Below are 24,368 nucleotides of genomic sequence, written 5' to 3' on the forward strand. Positions count from 1 at the left end.
GGGCGCCCCCCCCCCCCCCGGGGGGGGGGGGGGGCGGCCCCCCCCCGCACTTCCGTCACGAATCCCAAGGAATCGCCATGCTTAACCCTTCTCCGAGGTGGCGCCTGGCGCCACTGGCTTGCGCCTTCGTGGCGTCGAGCCTGAGTTTTGCGCCCCACGCCAGCGCCGCTGGCGATGCCGATGCCATGCGCTACCGGCAGGACATGCTGGACTGCCGCGAGGGACGCACCGCACAAAGCCGCCCCGATTGCGAACGCGAAGCCCGCAACGCCCGTGCCGATGCCCGGCGCGGCGCGCTGAGCACGCCGGTCGACCCGGCGGGCCAGACACAGCGGCGCTGCGCTGTTTTCAAGCAGGAAGACGACCACGTCGCGTGCATGGCACGCCAGGGCGCAGGCGCACAAGTCAGTGGCAGCGTGGAGGGCGGCGGTCTTTTGCGCGAGATCACCACGACGGTGCCTGCGCGTTGAGGAACGTTCGCCAGCGCACCGACAGGCGCCGCCAGGCTGCCCACACTGGGCCGAGGATCCTCAACGGAGGATCTCTGAAACGGAGTGCCCCCCATGACCCAGTCCAGATACCTGCTGCTTGCCCTGAGTGCCATCGCACTCGCCGTGTTGACCACGGCCTGTGGCAAGACCGAACCGGTGGCTGTCGCCACCGTGCCGCCGCCGGCCACCACCACCATCGGTACCGAAGTGGACGACAGTGTGATGACCACCGCGGTAAAAGCCGCCCTGCTGACCGAGGCGACCCTCAAGAGCATGGACGTCATGGTCGAGACCCGCAAGGGCGAGGTGCAGCTCAGCGGCTTTGTCGATGACCAGCACCAGATCGCGTTGGCCGAAACCGTCGCGCGTGGTGTCGCGGGTGTCAAGACGGTGGACAACAAACTCAGCCTCAAGGTCGGCGCGTCCACCGTGGGCAACAAGATCGACGACACCGTCGTGACCGCCCGCGTGAAAACCGCCTTCACCAAGGACGACGGCATCAAGGGCATGGACATCGCTGTCGAAACCCGCAAGGGCGAGGTCATCCTCAGCGGCTTTGTCGACAACCGTTCGCAGATCGACCGCGCCCTGATCCTGGCCAAGACCATTGAAGGCGTGCACAACGTGCGCAACGACCTGGTGGTGAAGCAATGAACACCACCACCCACCCCGCAGGCGGCCACGCACCGGCCTGGATGCGCCTGGCGCTGCTCGCCGGCCTCATGGGCTGCGCCGCGCCGACCATGGCCCAGATCACCCTGTACGAAGCCGAGCGCTTCGAAGGCCGCAGCGTCTCATCGCAGCGGCGCCTGCCCGACCTGGGCCGTTCGGGTTTCCAGGACGGCGTGTCGTCGGTGATTGTTCTCGACGAACGTTGGGAGGTGTGCGAAGACGCCCGCTTCCGCGACCGTTGCAAGGTGCTCAAGCGCGGCCGCTACCCCAGCGTGGGCGCCATGGGCCTGACTGAGCGGGTCGCCTCGGCACGCCCGGTCGCCGCCAACGAACAGGTGGACCCACAGCGCTACGCGCCCGAGGCGGTCGGTTTCTACGACGCACGCCGCCGCCGCGATGAGCGGCTTTACCAGGCACCGGTCAGCGCGGTGCGCGCGGTCATGGGACCGCCCGAGCAACGGTGCTGGATGGAGCGTGAAGCCATGGGCCCGCAGCGGGATGGCAACAACAACGTGCCGGCAGCGCTGGCCGGGGCGGTGATCGGCGGCATCCTGGGCCACCAGATCGGTGGAGGCACCGGTCGCGACATCGCCACCGTGGGCGGCGTGGTGGCCGGCGCGGCCGTGGGTTCGCGCGTGGGCAACGACCGCCCCGGCGATGGCCGCACGCGGGACGTGCAGCGCTGCGCCAACGTGAGCGAAACCGGTCCCGTCGACCACTACGAGGTGAGCTACAGCTTCCGAGGCCTGGCCCACCAGATCCAGACCACCACGCCGCCAGGCGCCACCGTGACCGTGAACCGGCGAGGCGAGCCCCGTCAGTGAAATGAAGATCGCCGCGCATAAAGCGCGGCGATTCCATATGACGGCCCCGGATCGGTCGACCCGGGGCCGTGGCATCACGGGCGACGCACGGTCAGTTCGTTCTTGACCGCCCGCACGCCCTTGACCTTCCAGGTCAGGCTCTCGGCGGTGCTGCGCTCGGTCGCGCTGGTGGCGAAGCCAGACAACATCACCGTGCCGTTGAGCGTCTCGACGCTGACGGCCGTGCCATCCACGACCTTGTTCTCGAACAGCTGGCTCTTGACCGCGGCGGTGATGGCGCTGTCATCGATGTAGGCGCCCACGGTCTCCTGGCCCCGGGTGACGGCGCAGCCGGTGGCGGTGACCAGCAACATGGCCGCGACGGTGGCGGCAAAGGTGGGGTAGGTTCTTTTCATGGCGAGGTGTCCGATCAGAGCAGGGTTGAGGCGGTTGTCAGAGCGTCTGTGGGTGGCCTGAACGGGGTTCCGCACAGGCTGTGAACAGGCTCAGGAACCACTCTAGTGACCGGGTCAGGCGGCGTCTGTGCGTTGTCATACACAGCCTGATGGACCGCGGGCGACGGACCCGGGTTGAAGCACCGGCGCGCCGCCAGTTGCTCAAGCGGCCTGCTGAGGGGCCTGGCCCTCGGTCCGTTGCCAGTGCCGGTGCTGGGCCAGGCCGGCCACGAATGCGGCCGTGAAGTTCACGCTCAGCACATCCGCGTCGCTCACGACCACGCCAGGGCTTGGCTGCAGAAGCCAGCCGGCGGCGGGGCGCGACAAGCCGCTGCCCAGGCTCAGCAACTGCGTGCCCGAACCGGACGCCGCCAGTGTCTTGCCATGCTGGTAGGCCTGGGCCACGAACACCTGGGCCATCGGGTGGCGGCACAGGTCATCGGGCCCCGTGGCCACCGCTGGCAGGAAGACCCCGTCGAACATCAGGGATGAGGTGTTGGTCAGGGTGGCCTGAGGCTGCAGCCGGCTGCCGTCGGAAGCGGTGACGTCGCCGAGGGTCGGGGCCACCAGGGTGCAATAGGCACGTTCGGCCGCCAGCGCCTGCCGCATGGCCGCCACCGAAGCGGCATGCACACCCTCGCTGATCAGCATGGCCACCGTGCGCGTGGCGATGCCCATCGGCCGCAAGGGCAACATGCTGAGGGCCGGCGAAGGGACCAGTCCCTCGGCCACCGGCCAGTCGCGGAAACCGGGCCAGGCAGCGGCAGTGGCCCTGTCGGGCGGCCCGACGCCCAGCGGGCTGGCCACCTGTTCGGCCAGGTCAGCATCAACCCAGGCCAGGAGGTCCACCATGCGCTGGCGAATGGCCGACCCGGACAGTTTGGACAGCTCAAATTGGAAAGCGGCGACCAGGTGTGCCTGCTCATGAACCGACTGGCTGATCCAGAACAGCCGGGCTTGCGAGAAATGGTCTTCGAAAGACGCGCTTCGCCCACGCTGCTTGGGCGACGCCAGGGGTTCGGCGTGGCTGGTGAAGCCGGTCATGCCCACCGGTTCGAACGTGCGGCCATCGACCCGGAACTCGTCACCGTTGTCCAGCGTGTTGGGCTCGTAGGCGACACGCCCGCTGCCGATGTCCTGGCGGTGCAGGCCGTCGCGCTGGAAGTTGTGCATGGGGCACTGGCTGCGGTTGATGGGCAGCTCGTGGAAGTTGGGTCCCCCCAGGCGCGAGAGCTGGGTGTCGGTGTACGAGAACAGCCGGCCCTGCAGCAGCGGGTCGTTCGAGAAGTCAATGCCGGGCACCAGGTGCCCGGGGTGGAAAGCCGCCTGTTCGGTTTCGGCGAAGAAGTTGTCGGGGTTGCGGTTGAGCACCATGCGTCCGATGCGCCGCACCGGCACCTGCTCTTCGGGGATCAGCTTGGTGGGGTCCAGCAGGTCCAGCCCCAGGCCCGGCGCATCGTCCTCGGGCACCACCTGCACGCCGAGCTCCCATTCGGGGAAGTCGCCGCGTTCGATGGCGTCCCAGAGGTCGCGGCGGTGGAAGTCGGGGTCCTGCCCGGCAATGGCCTGGGCTTCGTCCCACAGCAGCGCATGCACGCCCAGCAGCGGTTTCCAATGGAACTTCACGAAATGGCTTGCACCCCGCGCGTTGATGAAGCGGAAGGTGTGCACGCCAAAACCTTCCATCATGCGCAAGCTGCGCGGCAGGCCTCGGTCGGACATCACCCACATCAGCATGTGCAAGCTCTCTGGCATCAGCGTGACGAAATCCCAGAACGTGTCGTGGGCGCTGGCAGCCTGGGGCATGCCGTGGTGGGGCTCGGGCTTGAGCGCATGCACGAGGTCGGGAAACTTGATCGCGTCCTGAATGAAAAACACGGGGATGTTGTTGCCGACCAGGTCGTAGTTGCCCTCCTCGGTGTAGAACTTGACGGCGAATCCGCGCGCGTCGCGCACGGTGTCCGCCGACCCCCGGGAGCCGGCCACGGTGGAGAACCGCGCGAACACAGGTGTGCGTTGGCGGGGAGTGCACAGGAAGGCGGCGCGCGTGAGCGCTTCTTCGTTGCCGTAGACCTCGAAATAGCCGTGCGCGCCCGCGCCGCGGGCATGCACCACCCGCTCCGGAATGCGCTCGTGGTCGAAGTGGGTGATCTTTTCGCGCAGGATGAAATCCTCCAGCAAGGTCGGGCCACGGTCGCCCGCCTTGAGCGAGTTGTGGTTGTCGCTCAGCACCAGGCCGTGGTTGGTGGTCAGGTGGCCGGCCGCGTTGTCCAGGGCCTGTTCCAGCCGCACGGCACGGGGCAGCGCACTCTTGTGGTCTTGCATGGGGGCTTTCAATGGGTCGATCCGATGGGTCATTCGCGGGGTTCGCCGTCGGCGTTCACGGTCACCGTGGGGCCGGGCGGCGAAGTCAGCTGGGTCCGATGCGAGATGCCCCGGTAGTCATAGCTCACGTCCCAGTGGTCGACCTGGCCACTGCCACTGGTGGGGCTGCAGCGCTGCACGTCCTGCGTGTAGCCTCCGCGGTCCTGTCCGGTGCGCCCGACTTGCGAACCCACCGCGGCGCCAGCCACCACGCCACCCACGGTGGCGATGTCGCGGCCGCTGCCGCCGCCGATCTGGTGCCCCAGCACGCCGCCGATGACCGCGCCGGCCAGGGCCCCCGGCACGTTGGTGCCGGCGCGGGGTGGCATCACCTCTTCGCGTTCCATCCAGCAACGCTGGCCACCGCTGGCCATCACCGCCCGCACCGAGGTCACGCGCGCTTCAAACAGCCGCTCGTTGGGGCCCCGGCGGTAGCTGCGCTGCCCGGAGCGCTGTTGTTCATAAGGGTAGGTCTGGGGATAGCTCTGGGGGTAGGGCGATGCGCCCTGCTGGGACGATGTGTAAGGAGGCCTCCCGTAGGGATCTGCACAGCCGGAGAGGGCCACCACGGCCGTGGCCAGCAACGCCGCGGCAGTGAGGAAGGGGACGCGTGTGTGAGGGCAGGTGATCATGGTGTACCTCGTCGGGTGAAGTGGGTGAGGGGTGGCCGTCGGGCCGGTTCAGAAATGGCGTTCGGGCGCCTGCTTGACGCCGTAGTAGTCGTGTATTTCCTTGGCCCAGGTCTTGTCGGCCATGTCGGGCCATTGGCCCTTGTTGAAGCCCGGGGCCTTGTCGAGCTGGTCCTTGGCGATGTCCAGCACAAAGCGTTTCTGGACCGTGTCCAGGGTCAGCGCATTCCAAGGCACTGCGAACAGTTTTTCGCCCATGCCCAGGAAGCCGCCAAATGACAGCACGGCGTAGGCGACGCGGCCATTGGACATGTCCAGCATGATTTCCTTGATGTCGCCGAGGTCCTCGTTCTGGATGTTGTAGACGTCGTTGCCATCCAGTGTGTTGGCGCCCATCAGCATCGGCCCGGGGCCGGCGTGGGTGCGGTTCTTGTACATGCCTTGGGTGTCCTGATCGGTGTAGTTCATGGTGGGGTCCTGTGTGGGCTCGCCGCATCGGCTGGGGCAACATGCCTGTCGCCTTGCGGTGGCTCAGCGTAGGCCCGGGCAGGCCCGTGGGTCTGTGCTGCAACGCACACCCCACCGAACCCTGCCCGCGGGCACGGCCGCTGGTGGGCGCACTTCTTCCGCACTTGTGTGCGTTGTCAGACAGTGCGAACGTGCGCGGGGGCGGACACTCGCGCGGCACGCTGACGCGTTGCCAATGTCTTTTCACACGCAGGAGCCACCCATGTCCATCTCAAGTTCCGTCGCACGTTCTGCTGGCGCCCATCCCGCCTGGCACATTTCCCTGCTGTCGCTGCTGGTTCTGTCCGCCTGCGGCGGTGGCTCGGACGATCCGGCCAGCGGCAGCATGCGCCTGTCGATGACCGACACGCCCGCCTGTGGCTACGACCACATCTACGTGACCGTGGTGTCGGCCAAGGTGCACCAGAGCGCCACCGCCGTCGACAGCGACAGCGGCTGGTACAGCTTCAGCACGCCCGGCCTGCCGAAACGCATCGACCTGCTCGCGCTCAACAACGGCGTGCTGGAGGAACTGGGCCAGACGCCACTGCCCGCCGGCAACTACACCCAACTGCGCCTGGTCTTGGCCGCCAACGGCAACCAGGCGCCGTTCGCCAACGCGGTGGTGGTCTCGGGCAGTGCAGGCGTGCTCCCCATGGAGCGCATGCTCACCACGCCCAGCGGCCAGCAATCGGGCCTGAAGCTCAACGTCAACCTGGCGGTCACGCCCAACCAGCTGGCCGATTTCGTGCTCGACTTCAACGCCTGCAAATCGGTGGTGGTGGCGGGCAACTCGGGCAAGGTCCTGCTCAAGCCGGTGATGGCGGTGTTTCCCCGGGTGTCCACCGGCTTCGCCGTGGATGGCTTTGTCGGCAACTGGACGGCGCAGACCGCCGTCTCGCTGCAGTTCAACGGCGTGGTGGTGCGCAGCACCGTGCCCGACCAGAACGGCCACTTCGTGCTGCCCTACCTGCCCAGCGTGGGCAACGGCTTTGATCTGGTCGTGTCGACGCCCGACCGGACGACGCAGGTGGTCACGGCGGTGCCGGTGTCGGGCACCACCATCACGCGGGTGGGCTCCGTCGCGACGCCGATTTCCCTCCTCGCGAGCACCAGCCAGGCCTTGACGGGCACCACCTCGGGGGTCCCCATTCCCGACGCCACGCTGGAGGTGTCGCAGTTGGTGGGCATCGGCAAGTCGGTGGAAGTGGCGGCGCGCCGGGTCGACAGCGAGACTGGTGGCTACAGCTTCTCGCTGCCCACCGCTGCGAGCCACACGGCCACCTATGCCGCGGCACCTGCCGGTTTGACGTGGAGCCCGTATCCGGCCAGCGCGGCACAGTTCACGGTGCGCAGCGTGGTGCCTGGTCTGCCGACACAGACGGGCGCTGCCGACCTGTCCGGCGGACCGATGGTGCTGAACTTCGCGTACTGATTTCAGGCGCCCGCGCCGCGGCACGCCCCCCTGGCGGGGGGCGCGTCTTCAGCGCTCGATGGCTCGGGCCCCGGGTTCGGCCGCCAGCAACTGCAGCGGCAGGCCTTGCAGCAGGCCGGCCAGTTCGTCCGCGTGCTGTTCCTCGACCGCGAGTATCGATTCGAGCAGACGCCGGGTGGTCGGGTCGTTGTCTTGCAGCAGGCCGATGAAATGGCGGTAGCAATCGATGGCGATGCGCTCGGCCACCAGGTTCTCACGCACCATGGCCGGCAGATTGGGTGCTGTCACGTACTGGGCGTGGCTGCGGGTGCTCAAGGTGTCGGGCGCGAAGTCGGGCTCACCGCCCAACTGCACGATGCGCGCCGCCAACAGGTCTGCATGCCCCAGTTCCTCGTTCGAGTGGTCGAGAAACTCGGTGGCCAACACGGGTGACTGCATGCCTCGTGCCGTGAAATGGTGACGTCGGTAGCGCAAGGCGCACACCAGCTCCGTGGCCAGCGCGTCGTTGAGCAAGCCCAGCACCTGCGAGCGGTTGGCGCTGTAGCCGGCCGTCACCGCGCCTGCTTCGATGTGTTGTCGCGCCTGCGCGCGCACGGTGGCAATGTCCAGGGGAGCGGCTTGTGGGTTCATTGAGGGGTCCAGTGTCGTAGGGGGTGGGTCGACCCGGCGGCGCGCGACTGCGACGCCGTGGCCCACGGTCCAAGCTTGGCCCCGTGCGGGTCAACTTGTCGGTGCTGCAGCGAACCGATGTGTGCTGGCCATTGAGGTGCCGCCGTCTGTATGCCACCGCACCGACGGTGTGCCGGGGCCGCTTTACAAGGAACGGGCGCCATGGGCGCAGCCCCTCTCACTTCACACAAGGCCCCACATGACCACCCCATCGACCCTCAGGCAGACGATCCGACGTTTTCGACTGTGTGTGCCAGGCGCCATCGCCCTGGGCGCGGTGTTGGCTCCTCCCGTACACGCCCAGTCCATGATGCCCATGCGCCAAGCCGGCCATTACTACGGTGGTGTTTCGGTGGGACAGGCCCGCATGCAGGCCCAGGACGCCGATGTCGGCACGTTGCTGCTGCCAGGGGTGGGTCTGTCTGGTGTCGAGCACGACCACAAGGACACGGCCTACAAGCTGTTTGGTGGCTACCAGATGAACCGCCAGCTGGCACTGGAAGCCGGCTACTTCAATCTCGGCACCAGCCGCTTCACCGCGAACACCCTGCCCGTGGGCAGCCTGTCGGGACAAACGAAGGTGCAGGGCCTCAACCTGGACCTGGTGGCCACACTCCCCTTGACCGAGCGGCTGTCGGCCCAGGCCCGCGTGGGTGCCCAGCACGCGCGCTCGCGCAGCAGCTTCACCGGCACCGGCGCGGCCAGTGGTGGGGTTGCCAGCATCAGTGACAGCGGCACCCACCTCAAGCTGGGGCTGGGCATGCAGTACGAGCTGTCGCCCTCGATGTGGGTGCGGGGCGAAGTCGAACGCTACCGCGTCAACCACTTTGCGGGACAGCGCCGCAACATCAACGTGGCATCGCTGAGCCTGGTGTTCCCCTTCGGCCGCGCGGCGCCCATGCGCATGGCGGCGGCCACGCCCCTGAGCGAGCCGCGCCCCATGGCGACGACACCCGCCGCGCCCATGCCACCGCCCGCCGAGGTGGTGGCCGCGCCGCCCGTCCCGCCGCCTGTGCCCATGGCGGTGGTGCCGGTGGCGCGCCAGAAGTTCAGCCTGTCGGCCGAGACCCTGTTCGGCTTTGACGCCGCGGCGATACGGCCCGAAGGTCGCGTCGCGCTGGACACGCTGGGCCGCCAGATCGCCCAGGGGAGCTACGAAGCCATCAGCGTCGAGGGCCACACCGACCGCCTCGGATCACCGGCCTATAACCAGGCGCTGTCGATGCGACGCGCCGACTCGGTCAAAACCTATCTGGTGGACCAGGTCAAGCTCGATGGCCAGCGCATCACGGCAGTGGCCCACGGCGAGAGCCAACCCAGCCGGGCCGCCAGCGACTGCCCGGACACGCTGGGGCGCGCCAAGTTGATCGTTTGCCTGCAGGCCGACCGGCGCGTCGACCTCGAGGTCACGGGCTCGCGCTGAGATGGACCGCATCTGTCCAGGACGCACCGCCACGGCCTGCCCGTGGCCAGCACGCCGCCTGCGCCGGCTGGGCGCGGCGCTGGTGCTGCAGCTCGCCAGCGCGGTGGTGGCCAGCAGCGCGTCGGGACAGGTGACCTTGTACGAGCAGGAGGACTATGGCGGGCGCTCCTTCACCACCCACAAACGCATGGGCAACCTCGAACGCACGGGATTCAACGAGCGGGTCGCCTCGCTGGTGGTGGGACCCCAGCGCTGGGAGGTCTGCGAGGCCTTCCGCTACCGCGGCCGCTGTGCCGTGCTCGGGGAGGGCCGCTACCCCTCGCCACGGGCCATGGGCCTGCGCCAGGGCGCGTTTTCCATACGCATCGTGGCCGACAACGAAGCCATCGATGCTGGCAACGACACACCGGAGCCGCAGACGTTGGCGCCCCCCTCCGCGCCACCCAAGGCAGGTGCTGTCCGCCGCTGGCCAAGCTTCCCGGCCCTGTCCAGCCAGGACAGGCGGGCCGATGACACCCCATGAAGCGGACATCGCGCGCCCATTCGAGGGACCCGGTCTGTCCTGAACACACACCGTCCATGGCACGACCTTCGACGATATGCCTTGCAGGGAAGTGGTCTTTTGACACCAGCAATGTGGGGGCGTAGAGTCAAAAATTCGCTGGTTGGCGTTCCACCAGCGGCACCTCATCTGAAGGGACGCACTCCACCGGAGGTGTCATGAAAACCCGCAAGCTTCAGCGGACGGCAAGCCTTGTCGCCGCCTGCGTCTGCGCCCTTTGGGCATTGCCATCCAACTCGCATGACGCGACGCCCGGTGCGGTGCAACTGGGCAAGGTGGCGTTCAAGGTGGACTGCAACGCGCAAGCACAGCAGGCGTTCAATCTGGCGATGGGCTACTACCACTCGTTTGCCTGGGGGCAGTGGATCGAGGAGCCTCTGGCGCGCACGCTGGCGGCCGATCCGGGCTGCGGAATGGCCCATTGGGCGCGCGCGCTGGCGCTGCTGGACAACCCCTTCGCCTGGCCCGGCAATCTTTCTCCGCAAACCTTGGCCAACGGCATGGCCGCGTTGGACGCGGCGCGCGTGGCCGGGCTGCGCTCACAGCGCGAGCGCGACTATGTGGACGCGCTCACGGTCTTCTTTCGCGACGCGGACAAGCTGAACCACCGCACACGCGCCAAGGCGTTGGAAACGGAGATGGAAAAGGTGGCCCAGCGCTACCCCGACGACGCGGAGGCCGCCATCCTGCATGCCTTGGTCCTCTCGGCCAACTTCGATCCCGCGGACAAGCAGTACACCAACCAGTTGCGGGCGGCACGGCTGCTGGAGCCGATCTTCAAGGCGCTCCCCGAACATCCTGGCGCGGCGCACTACCTGATCCACAGCTACGACTACCCACCGATTGCGCACCTCGGGCTCGACGCGGCCCGCCGCTACAGCAAGATCGCGCCCAGTGCCCCTCACGCGCAACACATGCCCGCGCACATCTTCACCCGGGTGGGCGCCTGGAAGGACTCTGTGGAATCCAACCGGGCCTCGGCCGCCGCCGACGCGGTCCAGGGCTGGAACGCGATGCATGCCTTTGACTACATGGCCTATGCCCACCTCCAGTTGGGGCAGGACACCGCCGTGCGGCAACTGGTCAGCGACGCCCTCAAAGTGGACAAGGAAACCGATCGCCTGGCCGTCGCCTACGCCTTGGCGGCCATTCCCGCCCGGCTGACGCTGGAGCGTGACGACTGGAAGGGGGCGGCCGTGCTGACACTCAAACCTGCCATGGAAACCTATCCGTGGAAGAAATACCCACAAGCCGAGGCGGTGCACGTCTTCGCCCGTGGCGTGGGCGCAGCCCGCAGCCAGGACGTGGCACTCGCTCAGGCGCAAGTCCAGCGGCTGCAGGTCTTGCGCGATGAGGCCGTCACGATGAAGATTGCCTACTGGGCCGATCAGATCGACATCCAGGCCGAGGCGGTGCGCGGCCTGTCGGTGGTCGCCGAGGGCAAGCTCGCGGAAGGCCTGGACATCCTCGCCAAGGCCGCGGCACGCGAGGATGCGACCGAAAAACACGTGGTGACACCGGGCCCCATCCTGCCGGCACGCGAGATCCTCGCCAGCACGCTGCTCGATCAGGGGCGTGCCGCCGATGCCCTGCGCGAATTCGAAGCCGTGCTGGTCAAAGAGCCCAATCGCCTGCGGGCCACCCTGGGGGCCGCCCAGGCCGCGGAACGCAGCGGCAACACCACCCAGGCGCGCATCCACTACGCCAAGGTCGTCGAACTCACCCAGCAGGCCGACATGCCATTGCGACCGGAGATGATGCATGCGCGGCAAATGGCCAGCAGGAACTGATGATCTGCGGCGCGCGGCCGCTGTCCTGGCGCTGCTGCTCGGGACCAGTGCCGCGCTGGCGGTGGAGAGCGACCCCTTGCCGGTCCCGCAGGCCTCGGCCCGCGCCACGGCGGTGAAGACCTACAACGACGGCGTTCAGCTCTTGTTGTCGCGCGATTTCACGGCCGCCCAGCGCCTGTTCGAGCAGGCCCTGCTGGTCGACGAATCCCTGGCCGAAGCACACAACAATCTGGCCTACAGCCTGCGCATGCAGGGCGCACAACACTTTGAGCTATCGCTGCGGCACTACGACCGCGCGATCGAGCTCAAGCCGGCGCTGGCGCAAGCCTACATGTACCGGGGCGTGCTGTTCACCCAGATGGGAGACCTCACCCGGGCGAAGGCCGACCACGCCCGGCTGCGCTTGCTCGACCCCGCCATGGCGGCGCTGCTCGAACGTGCCATCGCTTCGCCGGCGGGCGATACACGACCGGGCATCACGGGGCAATTTGATTACTAGAAGGGCCGTCGACGCGCGGTGGCGGCTGAACGGCTGGTCCTGCCCTGAAAGGATCTGTCGCTGATGCATTGGATGCAAAGACAATCGTTTGCATCATATTTCAATCCAGCAAACAGGAAAAGGGGAGAAGTTGGGTTTCATGTGGGTTACGAAACCGGGTTTTTAGGGGTTTTCCCGTTAGTGCAAACGTTTGCATATTGATGCAATCGCCTGGCTGTCATTTGCCGCAGGCCAAACACCGATGTCTTGGCCGCACCGGGCCACAGGCCTGGCAAATACGCGAAGCCATGCACAACCACCCCGGAGACCTTTTTCATGACCAAGCCCCTGCCACTGGCCCTGCTCGCCGCCCTCTGCGCCGCCACGGCCACCGCCCAGGCCGAAGTGAGCTTCGATGCCAACCTCGAGCTGGATCCCACCTATGTGGGAGCTCGCGACAACCCTTCGGCCAAGAGCACGCTGGACATCGGAGGCCGCGTTGAACTTAACGCCAACGCCGCGTTGCACAAGAACGGCGACAACTTCGTCAAGGCCCGCGCCTCGCTGATCGTGCCGGTCAATGGCGACGCGGTGCGCATGGACGATCTGTGGCTGCAGTTCGGAAATGCCTCGGCCGACTTCAAGATCGGCCGCTTTGAGGCGGTGGACCTGTTCCCGCTGGGCCTGGACACCATCGTGCAGCCGGCCACCGGCACCGCCGGCCCGGTGGCCCTGGGATCGCGCAACAACTTCCTGAGGGGCCGCATCACCGATGGCCGCGTGCACGGCGCGCTGGGCGTGAACCTGGCGGACAACCTGCGACTGGAACTGGGCATGGTCGGCCCCAAGCGCAACGAAACCGTGGCCTACAAGCCCTACGGCCTGCGCCCGGTGCTGGTCTACAAAGTGGGCGCGCTCACCGCTACCGCGGGCGCCGAAATCCTCAAGGGCAACCTTGACTCGGTGCCCGATTCGGTCGGCATGGGCGCGACCCTGGGGTACGCGGTGAACAAGGACATGACGCTGAACGTGAACTACGGCCGCAACAGCAAGCGCGACAGCAGTTCCCTGGGGGCCAACGCCTTGTTCCATGGCGCCCTGGGCGTGGGCTTCGTGCAGGACAAGGACGCCCACGCCAAGGTCGACACCTACTACGTGGCCTACAAGATGCCGCTGCTGGGCGTCAAGGGGGCCTACATCACGCCGGCGCTGAACTACTCGCGTGGCACCGGCGTGGACAAGCTGCTGGCCGTGCGCGTGCGCCTGAACTACGCCTTCTGACGCCTGCGGGCGTGGCGGGCCTGGCCCGCCGTGTTGCTTCGTTTTCCAAGGTTTTGGCCCAGAGCGCACGCTGTGGGCCATTTTTTTGTCCTTGCTCGCCAGGGTGCCGTGTGCGCGGGCTGGAATAATCGGCCTCATGCCTCAAGGAAACCGAGACAAGACACGCCAGGCCCCAACGGCCTTGGGCACGGACGAACCCCAGCCGGGCAAGGCCGATCCATCCCCCCGTTCGCGCGTGCAGATGATCGACATTGCCCGCATGGCCGGGGTGTCGCCGTCCACCGTCTCGCGGGCACTCAGCGGCAGCTCGCTGATCCCCGAAGCCACCCGCGAGCGCATCACCGAGCTGGCGCGTTCGCTCAACTACAAGGTCAACGTGGGTGCGGCCAACCTGCGCAAGCGCGACACGCCCACGGTGGGGGTGGTGGTGCTGGGTGACAGCCTGCAGACCATCTCCGATCCGTTCATCCTGACCCTGGTGGGCGCCGTGGGCGACGCGCTGGACGAACGCGACCGCAGCCTCTTGCTGGCGCGCCTGTCGACCTCGCGCCGATCGCGCATGTCGGCCATGGTGGACAGCGGACAGGTGGCCGGCCTGCTGGTGCTGGGCCAGCTGACCTGGCACGAGCACCTCAACGACCTGGCGCGCCGTGGCGTGCCCATGGCGGTGTGGGGCGCCCACCTGCCCGACGCGAGCTATCCGGTGGTGGGCAGCGACAACGCCATGGGCGGCTACCTGGCCACTCGGCACCTGCTGGAGCAGGGCTGCCGGCGCATTGCCTTCTTTGGCGACACCGCCCACCCCGAGGTCCGCCTGCGCCACGAGGGCTACCTGCGCGCGCTCCACGAAGCGGGCCTGCAGGTGGACCCACGCCTGCACCAATCCTTCCTCTTCGGCGACAGCCGGATCCGAGAGGTGATCGATGGCTGGCTGGACCAGCAACTGGCGTTTGACGGCATCTTTGCGTCGGCCGACCTGGCGGCGATCTCGCTGATGAGCGCCTTGGCCGAGCGCGGCATACAGGTGCCGGCGCATGTCAAGGTGGTGGGTTACGACGACATTCAATTGGCGGCCCATGTGCAGCCGGCGCTGACCACCGTGCGCCAGCCCACGGCGCAGGCCGGGCGCGCACTGGTGGAGCTGCTGTTCGAGACGGTCGAGGGGCATCCCCGCCGTTCGGTGCTACTGCCCACCGAACTGATCGTGCGCCACAGCTCCACGAGCTGACGCGGCACACGCGGTCAGGCGTAGCGCCTGCTGTGCAGGTTGGCCTTCATGGCCTTGAGTTGCGGCAGCAGCGTGTCCACCCCGATGCGCAGGGCCAGCGCGGTGGCCAAGATGTCGATGATCATCAGGTGAAGCAGGCGCGAGGTCATGGGGCTGTAGCGGTCGTAGTGCTCCGGGTGGTCGGCCGCCAGGTGCACGTCGGCCAGCCCGGCCAGCGGCGACCCGCTGGCGGTGATGACGATGACCTGGGCGCCACGCTGGCGGGCGATGTCGGCGGCATCGATCAGGTCGCGCGTGCGCCCTGAATTCGAGATCACCACCACCACGTCATCCGGCCCACGCAGCGAAGCGCTCATGACCTGCATGTGACCGTCGCTGTAGGCGATGGTGTTGACGCCCAGGCGGAAGAACTTGTGCTGCGCGTCCTGGGCCACGATGCCCGAATTGCCCACGCCATAGAACTCGATGCGCCCGTTGTTGCGCCAGGCCCGCTCCAGCAACACGGCCGCACGCTCCAGGGCCTCCGGCTGGGCATCGTGGCGGTAACGCAAAAAGGCGGCCATGCTGTTGTCCAGCACCTTGACCATGACATCGCACATCTTGTCGTCCGCGTCGACACTGCGGTGGATGAAGGGCACGCCCTCGCTGACGCTACCGGCCAGCTTGAGCTTGAAGTCGCTCAGGCCGTCGTAGCCGACGCTGCGGCAGAAACGAACCACCGTCGGCTTGCTCACATGGGCGCGGTCGGCGATGTCCGAGATGGGCGCGCTGACGAACCACCGTGGATCGGCCATCAACACCTTGCCGACACGCTTCTCCGAGGGTGACAGGGCGGCCATGGAGGCCTGTAGGCGGTCAAGCATCGTGCTTCCTTGGTGCGAGGGTTTCTGACAGGGCCGGCAAGCCTCTCACGCCATTCGGTGCGCGCTCGGCGCACGTACCAGCGTGCTGCAATGTAGCGAGTTACAGGCGAGGAACAATCGCGATTTTTCTAGGGAAAACCCTCAATGCAAACGTTTGCATTGAGACTAAAGTTCGATCCAAGGCAGCCACCACAACAGGTTTTTCTTGGACTGCCTCACCCATTTCCACCCCGCAGAGGCAGACACATGAAACAGCTCTTCAACATCGGCGCCCGGCGCCTGGCCCTGGCCACCCTGGCGGCGTCGGCCTTTGGCACCGGCGCGCAAGCAGCCACCATCACCATCTCCTGCGGCTCGGTCGGCCAGGACTTCGAGTTCTGCAAGAAGTTCACGTCGGAGTGGGCGCGCAAAACAGGCCACGAGGTCAAGCTCTTCACCATTCCCAACTCCACCACCGACATCCTGGCGCTGTTCCGCCAGATGTTCGCGGCCAAGTCCACCGACCTGGACATCGTCAACGTCGACGTCGTGTGGCCCGGTGTGATCAAGGACCACTTGCTCGACCTCAAGCCCTACACCAAGGGCATCGAGAAGGAACACTTCCCGGCCATCGTGGCCAACAACACCGTGGACGGCAAGCTGCTGGCCATGCCCTGGTTCACCGATGCGGGTGTCTTGTACTACCGCAAGGACCTGGTCGAGAAGTACGGCGCCAAGCCACCGACCACGTGGGAAGAGCTGGCCACCACGGCCAAGACCATCCAGGACGGCGAACGCGCCGCCGGCAACAAGGACTTCCAGGGCTTCGTGTTCCAGGCCAAGGCCTACGAGGGCCTGAGCTGCGGCGCGGTGGAGTGGATTCACAGCTACAAGGGCGGCAACGTCGTCAACGACAAGGGCGAGATCACCATCAACAACCCCGGCGCGGTCAAGGCGCTCAAAACCGCCGCGTCCTGGATTGGCACCATCGCGCCACAGGGCGTGCTGAACTACGCCGAGGAGGAGGCGCGCGGCGTGTTCCAGAACGGCAACGCCGCCTTCATGCGCAACTGGCCCTACGCCTGGTCGCTGGGCAACGGCGCGGACTCCAAGGTCAAGGACAGGATCGGCGTTTCGGCCCTGCCCCGGGGTGGCGTCGACGGCCAGAACGCGGCCACGCTGGGTGGCTGGCAACTGGCGGTGTCCAAGTACTCCAAGAACGCCGAAGCGGCCGCCTCGCTGGTGCTCTACATGACCAGCCCCGAAGTACAGAAGGAGCGCGCCATCAAGGGGTCCTACAACCCGACCATCGTCTCGCTCTACAAGGACAAGGAAGTCCTGGCCGCCAACCCCTTCTTTGGCAGCCTGTTCGAGGTCTTCACCAGCGCGGTGCCACGTCCCGCCACCGCCACGGGCGCCAAGTACCCCGAGGTGAGCTCGGCCTTCTGGAACGCCACCCACGATGTGCTGTCGGGCAAGGCCACGGCCGAGGACAGCCTGAGAAAGCTCGAAGCCAGGCTCAAGCAGGTCAAGCGCAACCAATGGTGAACGGATGTGTGATGGCGTCGGTGCCCCACGGGGCACCCGCCCCGCGGACTCACCCAAGCCTGGAGCCTTGACATGAACAGCAAGACACGCACCGCCTGGACTTTTCTGGCCCCGATGCTGCTGGTGTTGATCCTGGTGGCCGTGTGGCCCTTGGGACGAACCATCTGGTTCAGCTTCACCGACGCCAACATCAACAACACCGACGCCACCCGGTTCGTCGGTCTTGAGAACTACTTTGGCGAATACGGCCTGTTCGCCAACCCCAACCACACCGATGGCTTTTTCGCCAGCGACTGGGGCCTGTCCATCCTCAACACGCTGAAGTTTTCCATCGTCTCGGTGACGCTGGAAACCCTGTGTGGCCTCGGCGTGGCCCTGTTGCTGAACCAGGACTTCAAGGGCCGCACCCTGGTGCGCACCGCCGTGCTGGTGCCCTGGGCGATTCCCACCATCGTGTCGGCCAAGATGTGGGGCTGGATGCTGCACGACCAGTTCGGCGTCATCAACCAGTGGCTGGTCGATTTCGGTCTGATCGCCGAGAAGGTGGCCTGGACGGCCCAGCCCGAGTTCGCCCTGTGGACGGTGGTGGCGGTGGACGTGTGGAAAACCACACCCTTCATGGCCTTGCTGATCCTGGCCGCGCTGCAGACACTGCCCAAGGACTGCTACGAGGCGGCCGAGGTCGACGGCGTGCACCCGCTGCGCGTGTTCTGGAAGGTGACCCTGCCACTGATCAAGCCGGCCCTGATGGTGGCGGTGATCTTCCGCCTGCTCGACGCGCTGCGGGTGTTCGACCTGATCTACGTGCTGACCTCGAACAACAACAGCACGATCAGCATGTCGGGCTTCGTGCGCCGCGAAATGATCGACAACGGCTACATGGGCTACGGCTCGGCCGCATCCACCGCGCTGTTCCTGATCATCGGCCTGTGCACCGTGGTGGCCGTCAAGCTGGCCCGCATGAAACTCGGAGACGATGCATGAAAGCAGCCTGGTACTGGCGCGCCGCGCTCTACATCGCCGCCGCCGTGGTGGTGGCCATTTCGGTGTTTCCCTTCGCCTACGCCGTGTCCACGTCCTTCAAGTCGGGTTCGGCGCTGTTCGACCCCGGCATGTGGCCCAAGGCCGCGACGCTGGACAACTACATCTCGCTGTTCACCCTGGCCGAACAGCCCTTCGGCCGCCACATCCTCAACTCCGTCATGGTCTCGGTGCTGGTGGTCACGCTGTCGCTGTTCATCGGCGTCACGGCCTCGTATGCGCTGGGCCGCATCAGCTTCAAGGGCCGTGGCCTGCTGCTGCTGACGGTGCTGGCGGTGTCCATGTTCCCGCAGGTGGCGGTGCTGGCCGGGATGTTCGAGCTGATCCGCTTCCTGGGCATCTACAACCAGGCACTCGGCCTGGTCCTGCCCTACATGATCTTCACGCTGCCCTTCACCGTGTGGGTGCTGACCACCTTCATGAAGCAGCTGCCCAAGGAACTCGAAGAGGCCGCCATCATGGACGGTTGCGGTCCGTGGCGCATCATCAAGGACGTGTTCATGCCGCTGCTGTGGCCGGCCCTGGTGTCCACCGGCCTGCTGGCCTTCATCGCGGCCTGGAACGAGTTCATGTTCGCCCTGACCTTTGTGCTGGACAACAACGAGCGCACCGTGCCGGTGTCGATCTCGCTGATTTCCGGCGCCAGCAAGTACGACATCCCGTGGGGCAACATCATGGCCGCCTCCGTGCTGGTCACCCTTCCCCTGCTGGCCCTCGTCCTGGCCTTCCAGCGAAAGATCGTCTCCGGCCTCACCGCCGGCGCCGTCAAGGGCTGAGCCTGCCCTTGCCCCCATCCCTTCCCATCCCATTTCCTGTCATGACACAGAAAGCACCCAACAACGGCTGGTGGCGTGGCGGCGTGATCTACCAGATCTACCCGCGCTCCTACCAGGACAGCAACGGCGACGGCATCGGCGACCTGCCGGGCATCACCCAGCGCCTCGAACACATCGCGCGGCTCGGCGCCGACGGCATCTGGCTGTCGCCCTTCTTCAAGAGTCCCATGAAGGACTTCGGCTACGACGTCAGCGACTACTGCGACGTCGACCCGATGTTCGGCACGCTCGACGACTTCAGGCAGCTGGTGGCACGCGCCCACGAACTGGGGCTGAAGGTCATGATCGACCAGGTGCTCTCGCACACCAGCGACCAGCACCCGTGGTTCGCCGAGAGCCGCTCCAGCCGCCTCAACCCCAAGGCCGACTGGTACGTGTGGGCCGACGCACGCGACGACGGCACCCCCCCCAACAACTGGCTGTCCATCTTCGGTGGCAGCGCCTGGCAGTGGGACACCCGCCGTTGCCAGTACTACATGCACAACTTCCTGACCAGCCAGCCCGACCTCAACTTCCACCACCCCGAGGTGCAGGACGCCTTGCTGGCGACGGTGAAGTTCTGGCTCGATCTCGGCGTCGATGGTTACCGGCTGGACACCGCCAACTTCTACTTCCACGACGCCGAGCTGCGCAACAACCCCGGCCGTGGCGCGCCCGATCCGGACAAGCCCGATCCGGCCGTCAACCCCTTCAACCCCTACGGCTGGCAGCGGCACCTGTACGACAAGAGCCGCCCCGAGAACCTGGCCTTCCTGCAGCGCCTGCGCGCCTTGCTCGACCAGTACCCCGACACTACCATGGTGGGCGAGATCGGTGACGACGATGGCCTGGCCCGCGTGGCCGAATACACCAGCGGCGGCGACAAGCTGCACATGGCCTACTGCTTCGACCTCCTGGGCGAACCCCACAGCGCGGCATTCCTGCACGGCACGCTGGAGCGCTTCAACACCGTGGTGGGTGACGGCTGGCCCTGCTGGGCGCTGTCCAACCACGACTGCGAGCGCTCCGCCTCGCGCTGGGGCGGCCCCCGGCCCGACCCACGCCTGCTGCGCCTGGCGGCGGCCTTCCAGGTCAGCCTGCGCGGCACCCTCTGCCTCTACCAGGGCGAGGAGCTGGGCCTGCCCGAAGCCCAACTGGCCTTCGAGGACCTGCAGGATCCCTATGGCATCACCATGTGGCCCGAGTTCAAGGGGCGCGACGGTTGCCGCACGCCCATGCCCTGGTCGGCCGACGCGCCCCACGCGGGCTTCACGACGGCGGACAAACCCTGGCTGCCGGTCGCCGACACCCACACGGCACTGGCGGTGGACCGCCAGCTGGACCGGCCCGACAGCCTGCTCACCCACTTCACACAGCTGCTGCACTGGCGCCGCGAGCAGCCCGCGCTGCAACACGGCAGCCTGGCCCTGCTGCCGCCACACGAACAGGTGCTGGGCTTCGTCCGCGAACACGGGAACCAGCGCCTCCTGTGCCTGTTCAATTTCAGCGAACGCCCAGCCACCCTGGTGCTGCCGAACGACTGGGCCGCCGAAGGCATCTTGCCCGGCAGCGGCCTGTCGGGTGCCCGGATCGACAACGGCAGCGTGTGCTTCGAACCTTGGGGCGGCCTGTTCCTGCAGGCCCGCTGATCCACCCGCCTTGCCCGCCCCACCAGGAGACACCCCATGTCGCGCATCGATTTCAAGCAGGTCTGCAAGCGGTATTCGCCCCAGGCACCCCTGACCATCCACAACGCCAACCTCACTATCGCGGACGGCGAGTTCTGCGTCTTCGTCGGCCCGTCGGGTTGCGGCAAGTCCACGCTGCTGCGCATGGTCGCGGGGCTGGAGGAGATCAGCTCGGGCGACATCGCCATCGGCGGCGAACGCGTGAACGACCTGCCGCCCGCGCGGCGCGGCGTCGCCATGGTGTTCCAGAGCTACGCCCTCTACCCGCACATGACGGTGCGGGACAACATGGGTTTTGGCCTCAAGGTCTTCGGCGCCAACGCCGCCGAGATCGACAAGAAGGTGCGTCAGGCGGCCGACATCCTGCAACTCACCCACCTGCTGGACCGCCTGCCCAAGGCGCTGTCGGGTGGCCAGCGCCAGCGGGTCGCGATCGGCCGCGCCATCGTCAAGGAGCCACGGGTGTTCCTGTTCGACGAGCCGCTGTCCAACCTCGACGCCGCCTTGCGCGTGCAGACACGCCTGGAAATCGCCAAGCTGCACCACAACATCGGTTCGGCCAGCATGGTCTATGTCACCCACGACCAGGTCGAGGCCATGACACTGGCCGACAAGATCGTGCTGCTGCGCGCCGGTGAAGAGGTGCAGACCAAGGGCTCGATCGCCCAGGTCGGCACGCCCATGGACCTCTACCACCGGCCCAACAGCCTGTTCGTGGCCGAGTTCATTGGCTCGCCCAAGATGAACATCCTGCCCGCGTTCTTCCAGTCGGCGACCCCGGGTTCGGCGCGCATCAACGTGGCCGGCCAGCCGTTCGACGTCGCGGTGCGGGCCGATCACGTGGCACCCGGCGCCAAGGTCACGATGGGCCTGCGCCCGGAACACATGCGGCTGGCCGACGCCGCCGATGACCCCAACAGCCTGCCGGCCCAGGTGGTGCACATCGAGAAGCTGGGCGAGGCCTCGCTGCTCTACCTCGAGATCGCTCCGGGCGCGCCCACCATCACGCTCAAGCTCGACGGCACGACACGGATCCGGTCCGGCGAAAACATCCGGGTGCACGTGCCAGCGCAGGACCTGCACCTGTTCGACGCCGTCGGCGACGCCCTGCAACGCACGGTGGACCTGCCGGTTTGAGCCACGCATGCCCCGAGCCCCCGTTCCCGCACGCGGTCCGTGTCCGGGCCACCGTGCACCGGTCACGCTGACATGAACGCCGCGTCCCACCCCCACCGACCCAGCCTGAACCGGGTCGCCGTTCCCATCGTGGGCGAGTTCCTGCTGGGCATGAGCGTGGCCATGGCCGGGCTGTACCTGGCCGCGCAAACCTCGGACGCCGTCGCCGGGGCCTTTGGCTTGGTGCAGCAGGTGCTGGAAAGCCTGTTCGTGGTCTTTCGCGTGCTGGCCATCGGCCTGGGCATCGTGGTCACCCAGCGCCTGGGCGGTGGCCAGTTCGACCAGGCCCGCCGTACCGCCTTCATGGCGCTGGCGGCCAGCACCTGGGCCGGCACGGCGGTGGCGCTCTGGCTGCTGCTGGGCGGCCATTTCACCCTGGACGTGCTCAACGCGCCCGAGGTGATCTGGCCAGTGGCCACCACCTACATGACGCTGCTGGCGCCGGCCATGGTGCTGGAGGCGGCCAACCTCAGCATGGCCGCCGTGCTGCGGGCCCACCTGCGGGCACGCGAATCCCTGCTCATCATGGTCGCCATGCACGGCACGCACCTGTTGCTGGCGGTGCCGCTGATGCTGGGGGTGGGCGAGGGCGGCGGCTGGGGCCTGCCGGGCTATGCGCTGGCCTGGTTCCTCAGCCGCGCCCTGGGCCTGGCGTTGCATCTGTGGTGCTGGCGCGCGCGCATGCAGCTGCGCCCGCGCGCGCGCGATTGGTGGCGCCTGCCGACGGCGGTGTTGTGGCCGGTGCTGCGCATCGGGCTGCCCGGCGGCGCCTACGAACTCGCCTACCGGCTGGCTTTCATGGTGTCGTTGTCGGCCACCGCGCACCTGGGCGTGGCGGCGCTCGCCACCCATTCCTACACGCTGCAGACACTCAAATACGTGTCGCTGGTCAGCGTGGCGATCGGCTGGGCCTGCGAAATCATGGCGGGACGCCTGGTGGGCGCCGGACGGCTGCGCGAAGCCCACGCCATCGTGCGCAAGGGCGTGCGCAACGGCATGCTGGCCTCGGGCGCCCTGGCGTTGGCGGCGGCCTTGGCAGCCCCCTGGCTGATGCAGGCCTTCACCCATGACCCGGCCATCATCGAGTCGGCCCGGACCCTGCTGTGGCTGTCGGTCCTGCTGGAGCTGGGCCGGGTGTTCAACCTGGTGGTGGCCGGCGCCCTTCGGGCCAGCGGCGACATCCATTTCCCGGTGCTGTCGGGCCTGACGTCAATCACGCTGGTGCTGGGTCTGGGCTCCTATGGGCTCGGCCGGGGCTTTGGTCTGTCTGGCATATGGCTGGCCTACGTGGCCGATGAATGCGTGCGCGGCGCGCTCGTGTGGTGGCGCTGGCAGGGCCTGGGGTGGCTGCCCCATGCCCGCCGGACCTTGCATGGCTTGCGCCTGAACCAACAGGACCCGGGATGAACGGAACACACCCACACCAGACCACCGAACAGCCACGCCTGCTGGCCGACATCGGCGGCACCAACGCGCGCTTCGCCTGGCAAGCCCACGCCGGCGCCGCCATTGAGGACCAGATCACGCTGCCCTGCGCGAACTACCCCACCGTGGAGGCCGCGGTGCGCGACTACCTCGGACGCATCCGGCGCGAACCGCCCCAGGTGTGTGGCATGGCGATCGCCAACCCGGTGGTGGGCGACCAGGTGCGCATGACCAACCACCACTGGTCGTTTTCGATCTCGGCGCTTCGCGAGGCGCTGGGCTGGCGCCGACTGGAAGTGCTCAACGACTTCACCGCCTTGGCCCTGGCGCTGCCCCACCTCGGCGCGGACGAACTGCACATGATCGGCGGCGGCGCGGCCCTGCCCGGGGCGGCCATCGGCCTGCTCGGACCGGGCACCGGTCTGGGGGTGTCGGGCCTGCTTCCAGACGGACGGGGGGGCTGGGTGCCGCTGCAAGGCGAGGGCGGCCATGTGAGCCTGGCGCCCGTGGGCGCGCGCGAGCAATGGGTGGTCCGGGCCTTGCATGAGCGCCATGGCCACGCTTCCGCCGAACGCGCCGTCAGCGGCATGGGTCTGGTGGCCATCCACCACGCCCTGTGCCAGGCCGACGGCGTGAAGCCGCCCGAACCGTGGTCGGCCGCCGACGTCACCGCCGCCGCGCTCGCCGGTGGCGACACCCGTTGCCAGGAAGCCTTGTCCATGATGTGCGCTTTCCTCGGTTCGGTGGCCGGCAACCTGGCGCTGACCCTGGGGGCCAAGGGGGGTATCTACATCGGGGGCGGCATCGTGCCGCGCCTGGGTGCCTGGTTTGCGCGCTCGCCCTTCCGCGAACGCTTCGAGGCCAAGGGCCGCTTCCAGCCGTATCTGGCCGAGATTCCGACCTGGGTCATACAGAGCCAGCACCCGCCCGCGCTGCGGGGCGCAGCCGAGGCATTGGACCGTTGAAGTGAAACACCCCCGCGCCGCCTTCGGCGTCACCCCCTCAAGGGGGCGATGCCAGTGGGCCGGCAAAGCCGGACCCACGGC

The 24,368-nt window shown here is 67.4% G+C and carries 23 protein-coding genes; 17 read left to right on the plus strand and 6 right to left on the minus strand.

The window, feature by feature from the left end; genetic code table 11:
• The first annotated feature begins 77 nt into the window (after positions 1-77).
• The 3 genes from AAHB17_RS22485 to AAHB17_RS22495 all read left to right on the plus strand — a co-directional run bounded on the left by AAHB17_RS22485 (position 78) and on the right by AAHB17_RS22495 (position 1,987).
• Positions 78-470, plus strand: a complete 393-nt coding sequence (locus tag AAHB17_RS22485) for a hypothetical protein (RefSeq protein ID WP_342133264.1) — start codon at positions 78-80, stop codon at positions 468-470.
• Positions 471-563: 93 nt separating this feature from the next.
• Positions 564-1,145 (plus strand): BON domain-containing protein, encoded by a 582-nt coding sequence (locus AAHB17_RS22490; protein ID WP_342133266.1) that lies wholly within the window; start codon positions 564-566, stop codon positions 1,143-1,145.
• On the plus strand, positions 1,142-1,987 hold the full coding sequence (locus tag AAHB17_RS22495; RefSeq protein ID WP_342133267.1) for a beta/gamma crystallin-related protein: 846 nt from the start codon (positions 1,142-1,144) through the stop codon (positions 1,985-1,987). The genes AAHB17_RS22490 and AAHB17_RS22495 overlap by 4 nt, the downstream gene beginning before the upstream one ends.
• A 74-nt stretch (positions 1,988-2,061) precedes the next feature.
• On the opposite strand, the gene AAHB17_RS22500 is transcribed toward AAHB17_RS22495, so the two are convergent.
• From AAHB17_RS22500 to AAHB17_RS22515, 4 genes are all read right to left on the minus strand, one after another.
• Positions 2,062-2,382 carry a BON domain-containing protein gene (locus tag AAHB17_RS22500; protein WP_342133268.1) on the minus strand — a complete coding sequence of 107 codons (321 nt, stop codon included), beginning with the start codon at positions 2,380-2,382 and terminating at the stop codon, positions 2,062-2,064.
• Between the two features lie 201 nt (positions 2,383-2,583).
• Positions 2,584-4,779 (minus strand): catalase, encoded by a 2,196-nt coding sequence (locus AAHB17_RS22505; protein ID WP_446719644.1) that lies wholly within the window; start codon positions 4,777-4,779, stop codon positions 2,584-2,586.
• Positions 4,776-5,417: a glycine zipper 2TM domain-containing protein gene (locus tag AAHB17_RS22510; RefSeq protein WP_342133270.1), complete on the minus strand. Its 642-nt coding sequence runs from the start codon at positions 5,415-5,417 to the stop codon at positions 4,776-4,778. The genes AAHB17_RS22505 and AAHB17_RS22510 overlap by 4 nt, the downstream gene beginning before the upstream one ends.
• Positions 5,418-5,465: 48 nt before the next feature.
• Complete coding sequence (locus AAHB17_RS22515) at positions 5,466-5,882, minus strand: PRC-barrel domain-containing protein (protein ID WP_342133271.1); 417 nt, start codon at positions 5,880-5,882, stop codon at positions 5,466-5,468.
• Between the two features lie 262 nt (positions 5,883-6,144).
• On the opposite strand from AAHB17_RS22515, the gene AAHB17_RS22520 reads away from it, so the two are divergent.
• The gene (locus AAHB17_RS22520; RefSeq protein WP_342133273.1) at positions 6,145-7,356 is read left to right on the plus strand and encodes a DUF4382 domain-containing protein; all 1,212 of its coding nucleotides are present in this window, start codon (positions 6,145-6,147) and stop codon (positions 7,354-7,356) included.
• 48 nt (positions 7,357-7,404) lie between these two features.
• Here AAHB17_RS22520 and AAHB17_RS22525 read toward each other — a convergent pair whose 3' ends face one another.
• A complete protein-coding gene (locus AAHB17_RS22525) occupies positions 7,405-7,986 on the minus strand; it encodes a ferritin-like domain-containing protein (RefSeq protein WP_342133275.1) in 582 nt (193 codons plus the stop codon).
• A gap of 238 nt (positions 7,987-8,224) precedes the next feature.
• On the opposite strand from AAHB17_RS22525, the gene AAHB17_RS22530 reads away from it, so the two are divergent.
• The 6 genes from AAHB17_RS22530 (at position 8,225) to AAHB17_RS22555 (ending at position 14,787) form a co-directional block, all read left to right on the plus strand.
• The gene (locus AAHB17_RS22530) at positions 8,225-9,448 is read left to right on the plus strand and encodes an OmpA family protein (protein ID WP_342133276.1); all 1,224 of its coding nucleotides are present in this window, start codon (positions 8,225-8,227) and stop codon (positions 9,446-9,448) included.
• 1 nt (position 9,449) lies between these two features.
• Positions 9,450-9,971: a beta/gamma crystallin-related protein gene (locus AAHB17_RS22535; RefSeq protein WP_342133278.1), complete on the plus strand. Its 522-nt coding sequence runs from the start codon at positions 9,450-9,452 to the stop codon at positions 9,969-9,971.
• A 197-nt stretch (positions 9,972-10,168) separates the two neighbouring features.
• A complete protein-coding gene (locus AAHB17_RS22540; RefSeq protein ID WP_342133279.1) occupies positions 10,169-11,800 on the plus strand; it encodes a tetratricopeptide repeat protein in 1,632 nt (543 codons plus the stop codon).
• Complete coding sequence (locus tag AAHB17_RS22545) at positions 11,772-12,299, plus strand: hypothetical protein (RefSeq protein WP_342133280.1); 528 nt, start codon at positions 11,772-11,774, stop codon at positions 12,297-12,299. The genes AAHB17_RS22540 and AAHB17_RS22545 overlap by 29 nt, the downstream gene beginning before the upstream one ends.
• Positions 12,300-12,614: 315 nt before the next feature.
• Positions 12,615-13,559 carry a carbohydrate porin gene (locus tag AAHB17_RS22550; protein ID WP_342133281.1) on the plus strand — a complete coding sequence of 315 codons (945 nt, stop codon included), beginning with the start codon at positions 12,615-12,617 and terminating at the stop codon, positions 13,557-13,559.
• Between the two features lie 136 nt (positions 13,560-13,695).
• Complete coding sequence (locus AAHB17_RS22555) at positions 13,696-14,787, plus strand: LacI family DNA-binding transcriptional regulator (RefSeq protein WP_342133282.1); 1,092 nt, start codon at positions 13,696-13,698, stop codon at positions 14,785-14,787.
• A 14-nt stretch (positions 14,788-14,801) separates the two neighbouring features.
• On the opposite strand, the gene AAHB17_RS22560 is transcribed toward AAHB17_RS22555, so the two are convergent.
• The gene (locus AAHB17_RS22560) at positions 14,802-15,650 is read right to left on the minus strand and encodes an SIS domain-containing protein (RefSeq protein ID WP_342133284.1); all 849 of its coding nucleotides are present in this window, start codon (positions 15,648-15,650) and stop codon (positions 14,802-14,804) included.
• A gap of 246 nt (positions 15,651-15,896) precedes the next feature.
• Here AAHB17_RS22560 and AAHB17_RS22565 point away from each other — a divergent pair, with 246 nt between their 5' ends.
• The 7 genes from AAHB17_RS22565 (at position 15,897) to AAHB17_RS22595 (ending at position 24,287) form a co-directional block, all read left to right on the plus strand.
• On the plus strand, positions 15,897-17,177 hold the full coding sequence (locus AAHB17_RS22565; RefSeq protein WP_342133285.1) for an ABC transporter substrate-binding protein: 1,281 nt from the start codon (positions 15,897-15,899) through the stop codon (positions 17,175-17,177).
• Positions 17,178-17,249: 72 nt separating this feature from the next.
• Positions 17,250-18,161: a carbohydrate ABC transporter permease gene (locus AAHB17_RS22570; protein ID WP_342133286.1), complete on the plus strand. Its 912-nt coding sequence runs from the start codon at positions 17,250-17,252 to the stop codon at positions 18,159-18,161.
• Positions 18,158-18,994, plus strand: a complete 837-nt coding sequence (locus AAHB17_RS22575; RefSeq protein WP_342133287.1) for a carbohydrate ABC transporter permease — start codon at positions 18,158-18,160, stop codon at positions 18,992-18,994. Before AAHB17_RS22570 ends, AAHB17_RS22575 begins: the two co-directional genes overlap by 4 nt.
• Before the next feature lie 41 nt (positions 18,995-19,035).
• Complete coding sequence (locus tag AAHB17_RS22580) at positions 19,036-20,682, plus strand: alpha-glucosidase family protein (protein WP_342133288.1); 1,647 nt, start codon at positions 19,036-19,038, stop codon at positions 20,680-20,682.
• 36 nt (positions 20,683-20,718) lie between these two features.
• Positions 20,719-21,858: an ABC transporter ATP-binding protein gene (locus AAHB17_RS22585; protein ID WP_342133290.1), complete on the plus strand. Its 1,140-nt coding sequence runs from the start codon at positions 20,719-20,721 to the stop codon at positions 21,856-21,858.
• A gap of 72 nt (positions 21,859-21,930) precedes the next feature.
• Positions 21,931-23,304, plus strand: coding sequence for an MATE family efflux transporter (locus AAHB17_RS22590; RefSeq protein WP_342133291.1), 1,374 nt, complete (start codon positions 21,931-21,933; stop codon positions 23,302-23,304).
• A complete protein-coding gene (locus AAHB17_RS22595) occupies positions 23,301-24,287 on the plus strand; it encodes a glucokinase (protein ID WP_342133293.1) in 987 nt (328 codons plus the stop codon). The genes AAHB17_RS22590 and AAHB17_RS22595 overlap by 4 nt, the downstream gene beginning before the upstream one ends.
• The last annotated feature ends 81 nt before the right edge of the window (positions 24,288-24,368 follow it).

This window comes from Hydrogenophaga sp. OTU3427, from assembly GCF_038440225.1.
Taxonomy (GTDB): domain Bacteria; phylum Pseudomonadota; class Gammaproteobacteria; order Burkholderiales; family Burkholderiaceae_C; genus Hydrogenophaga.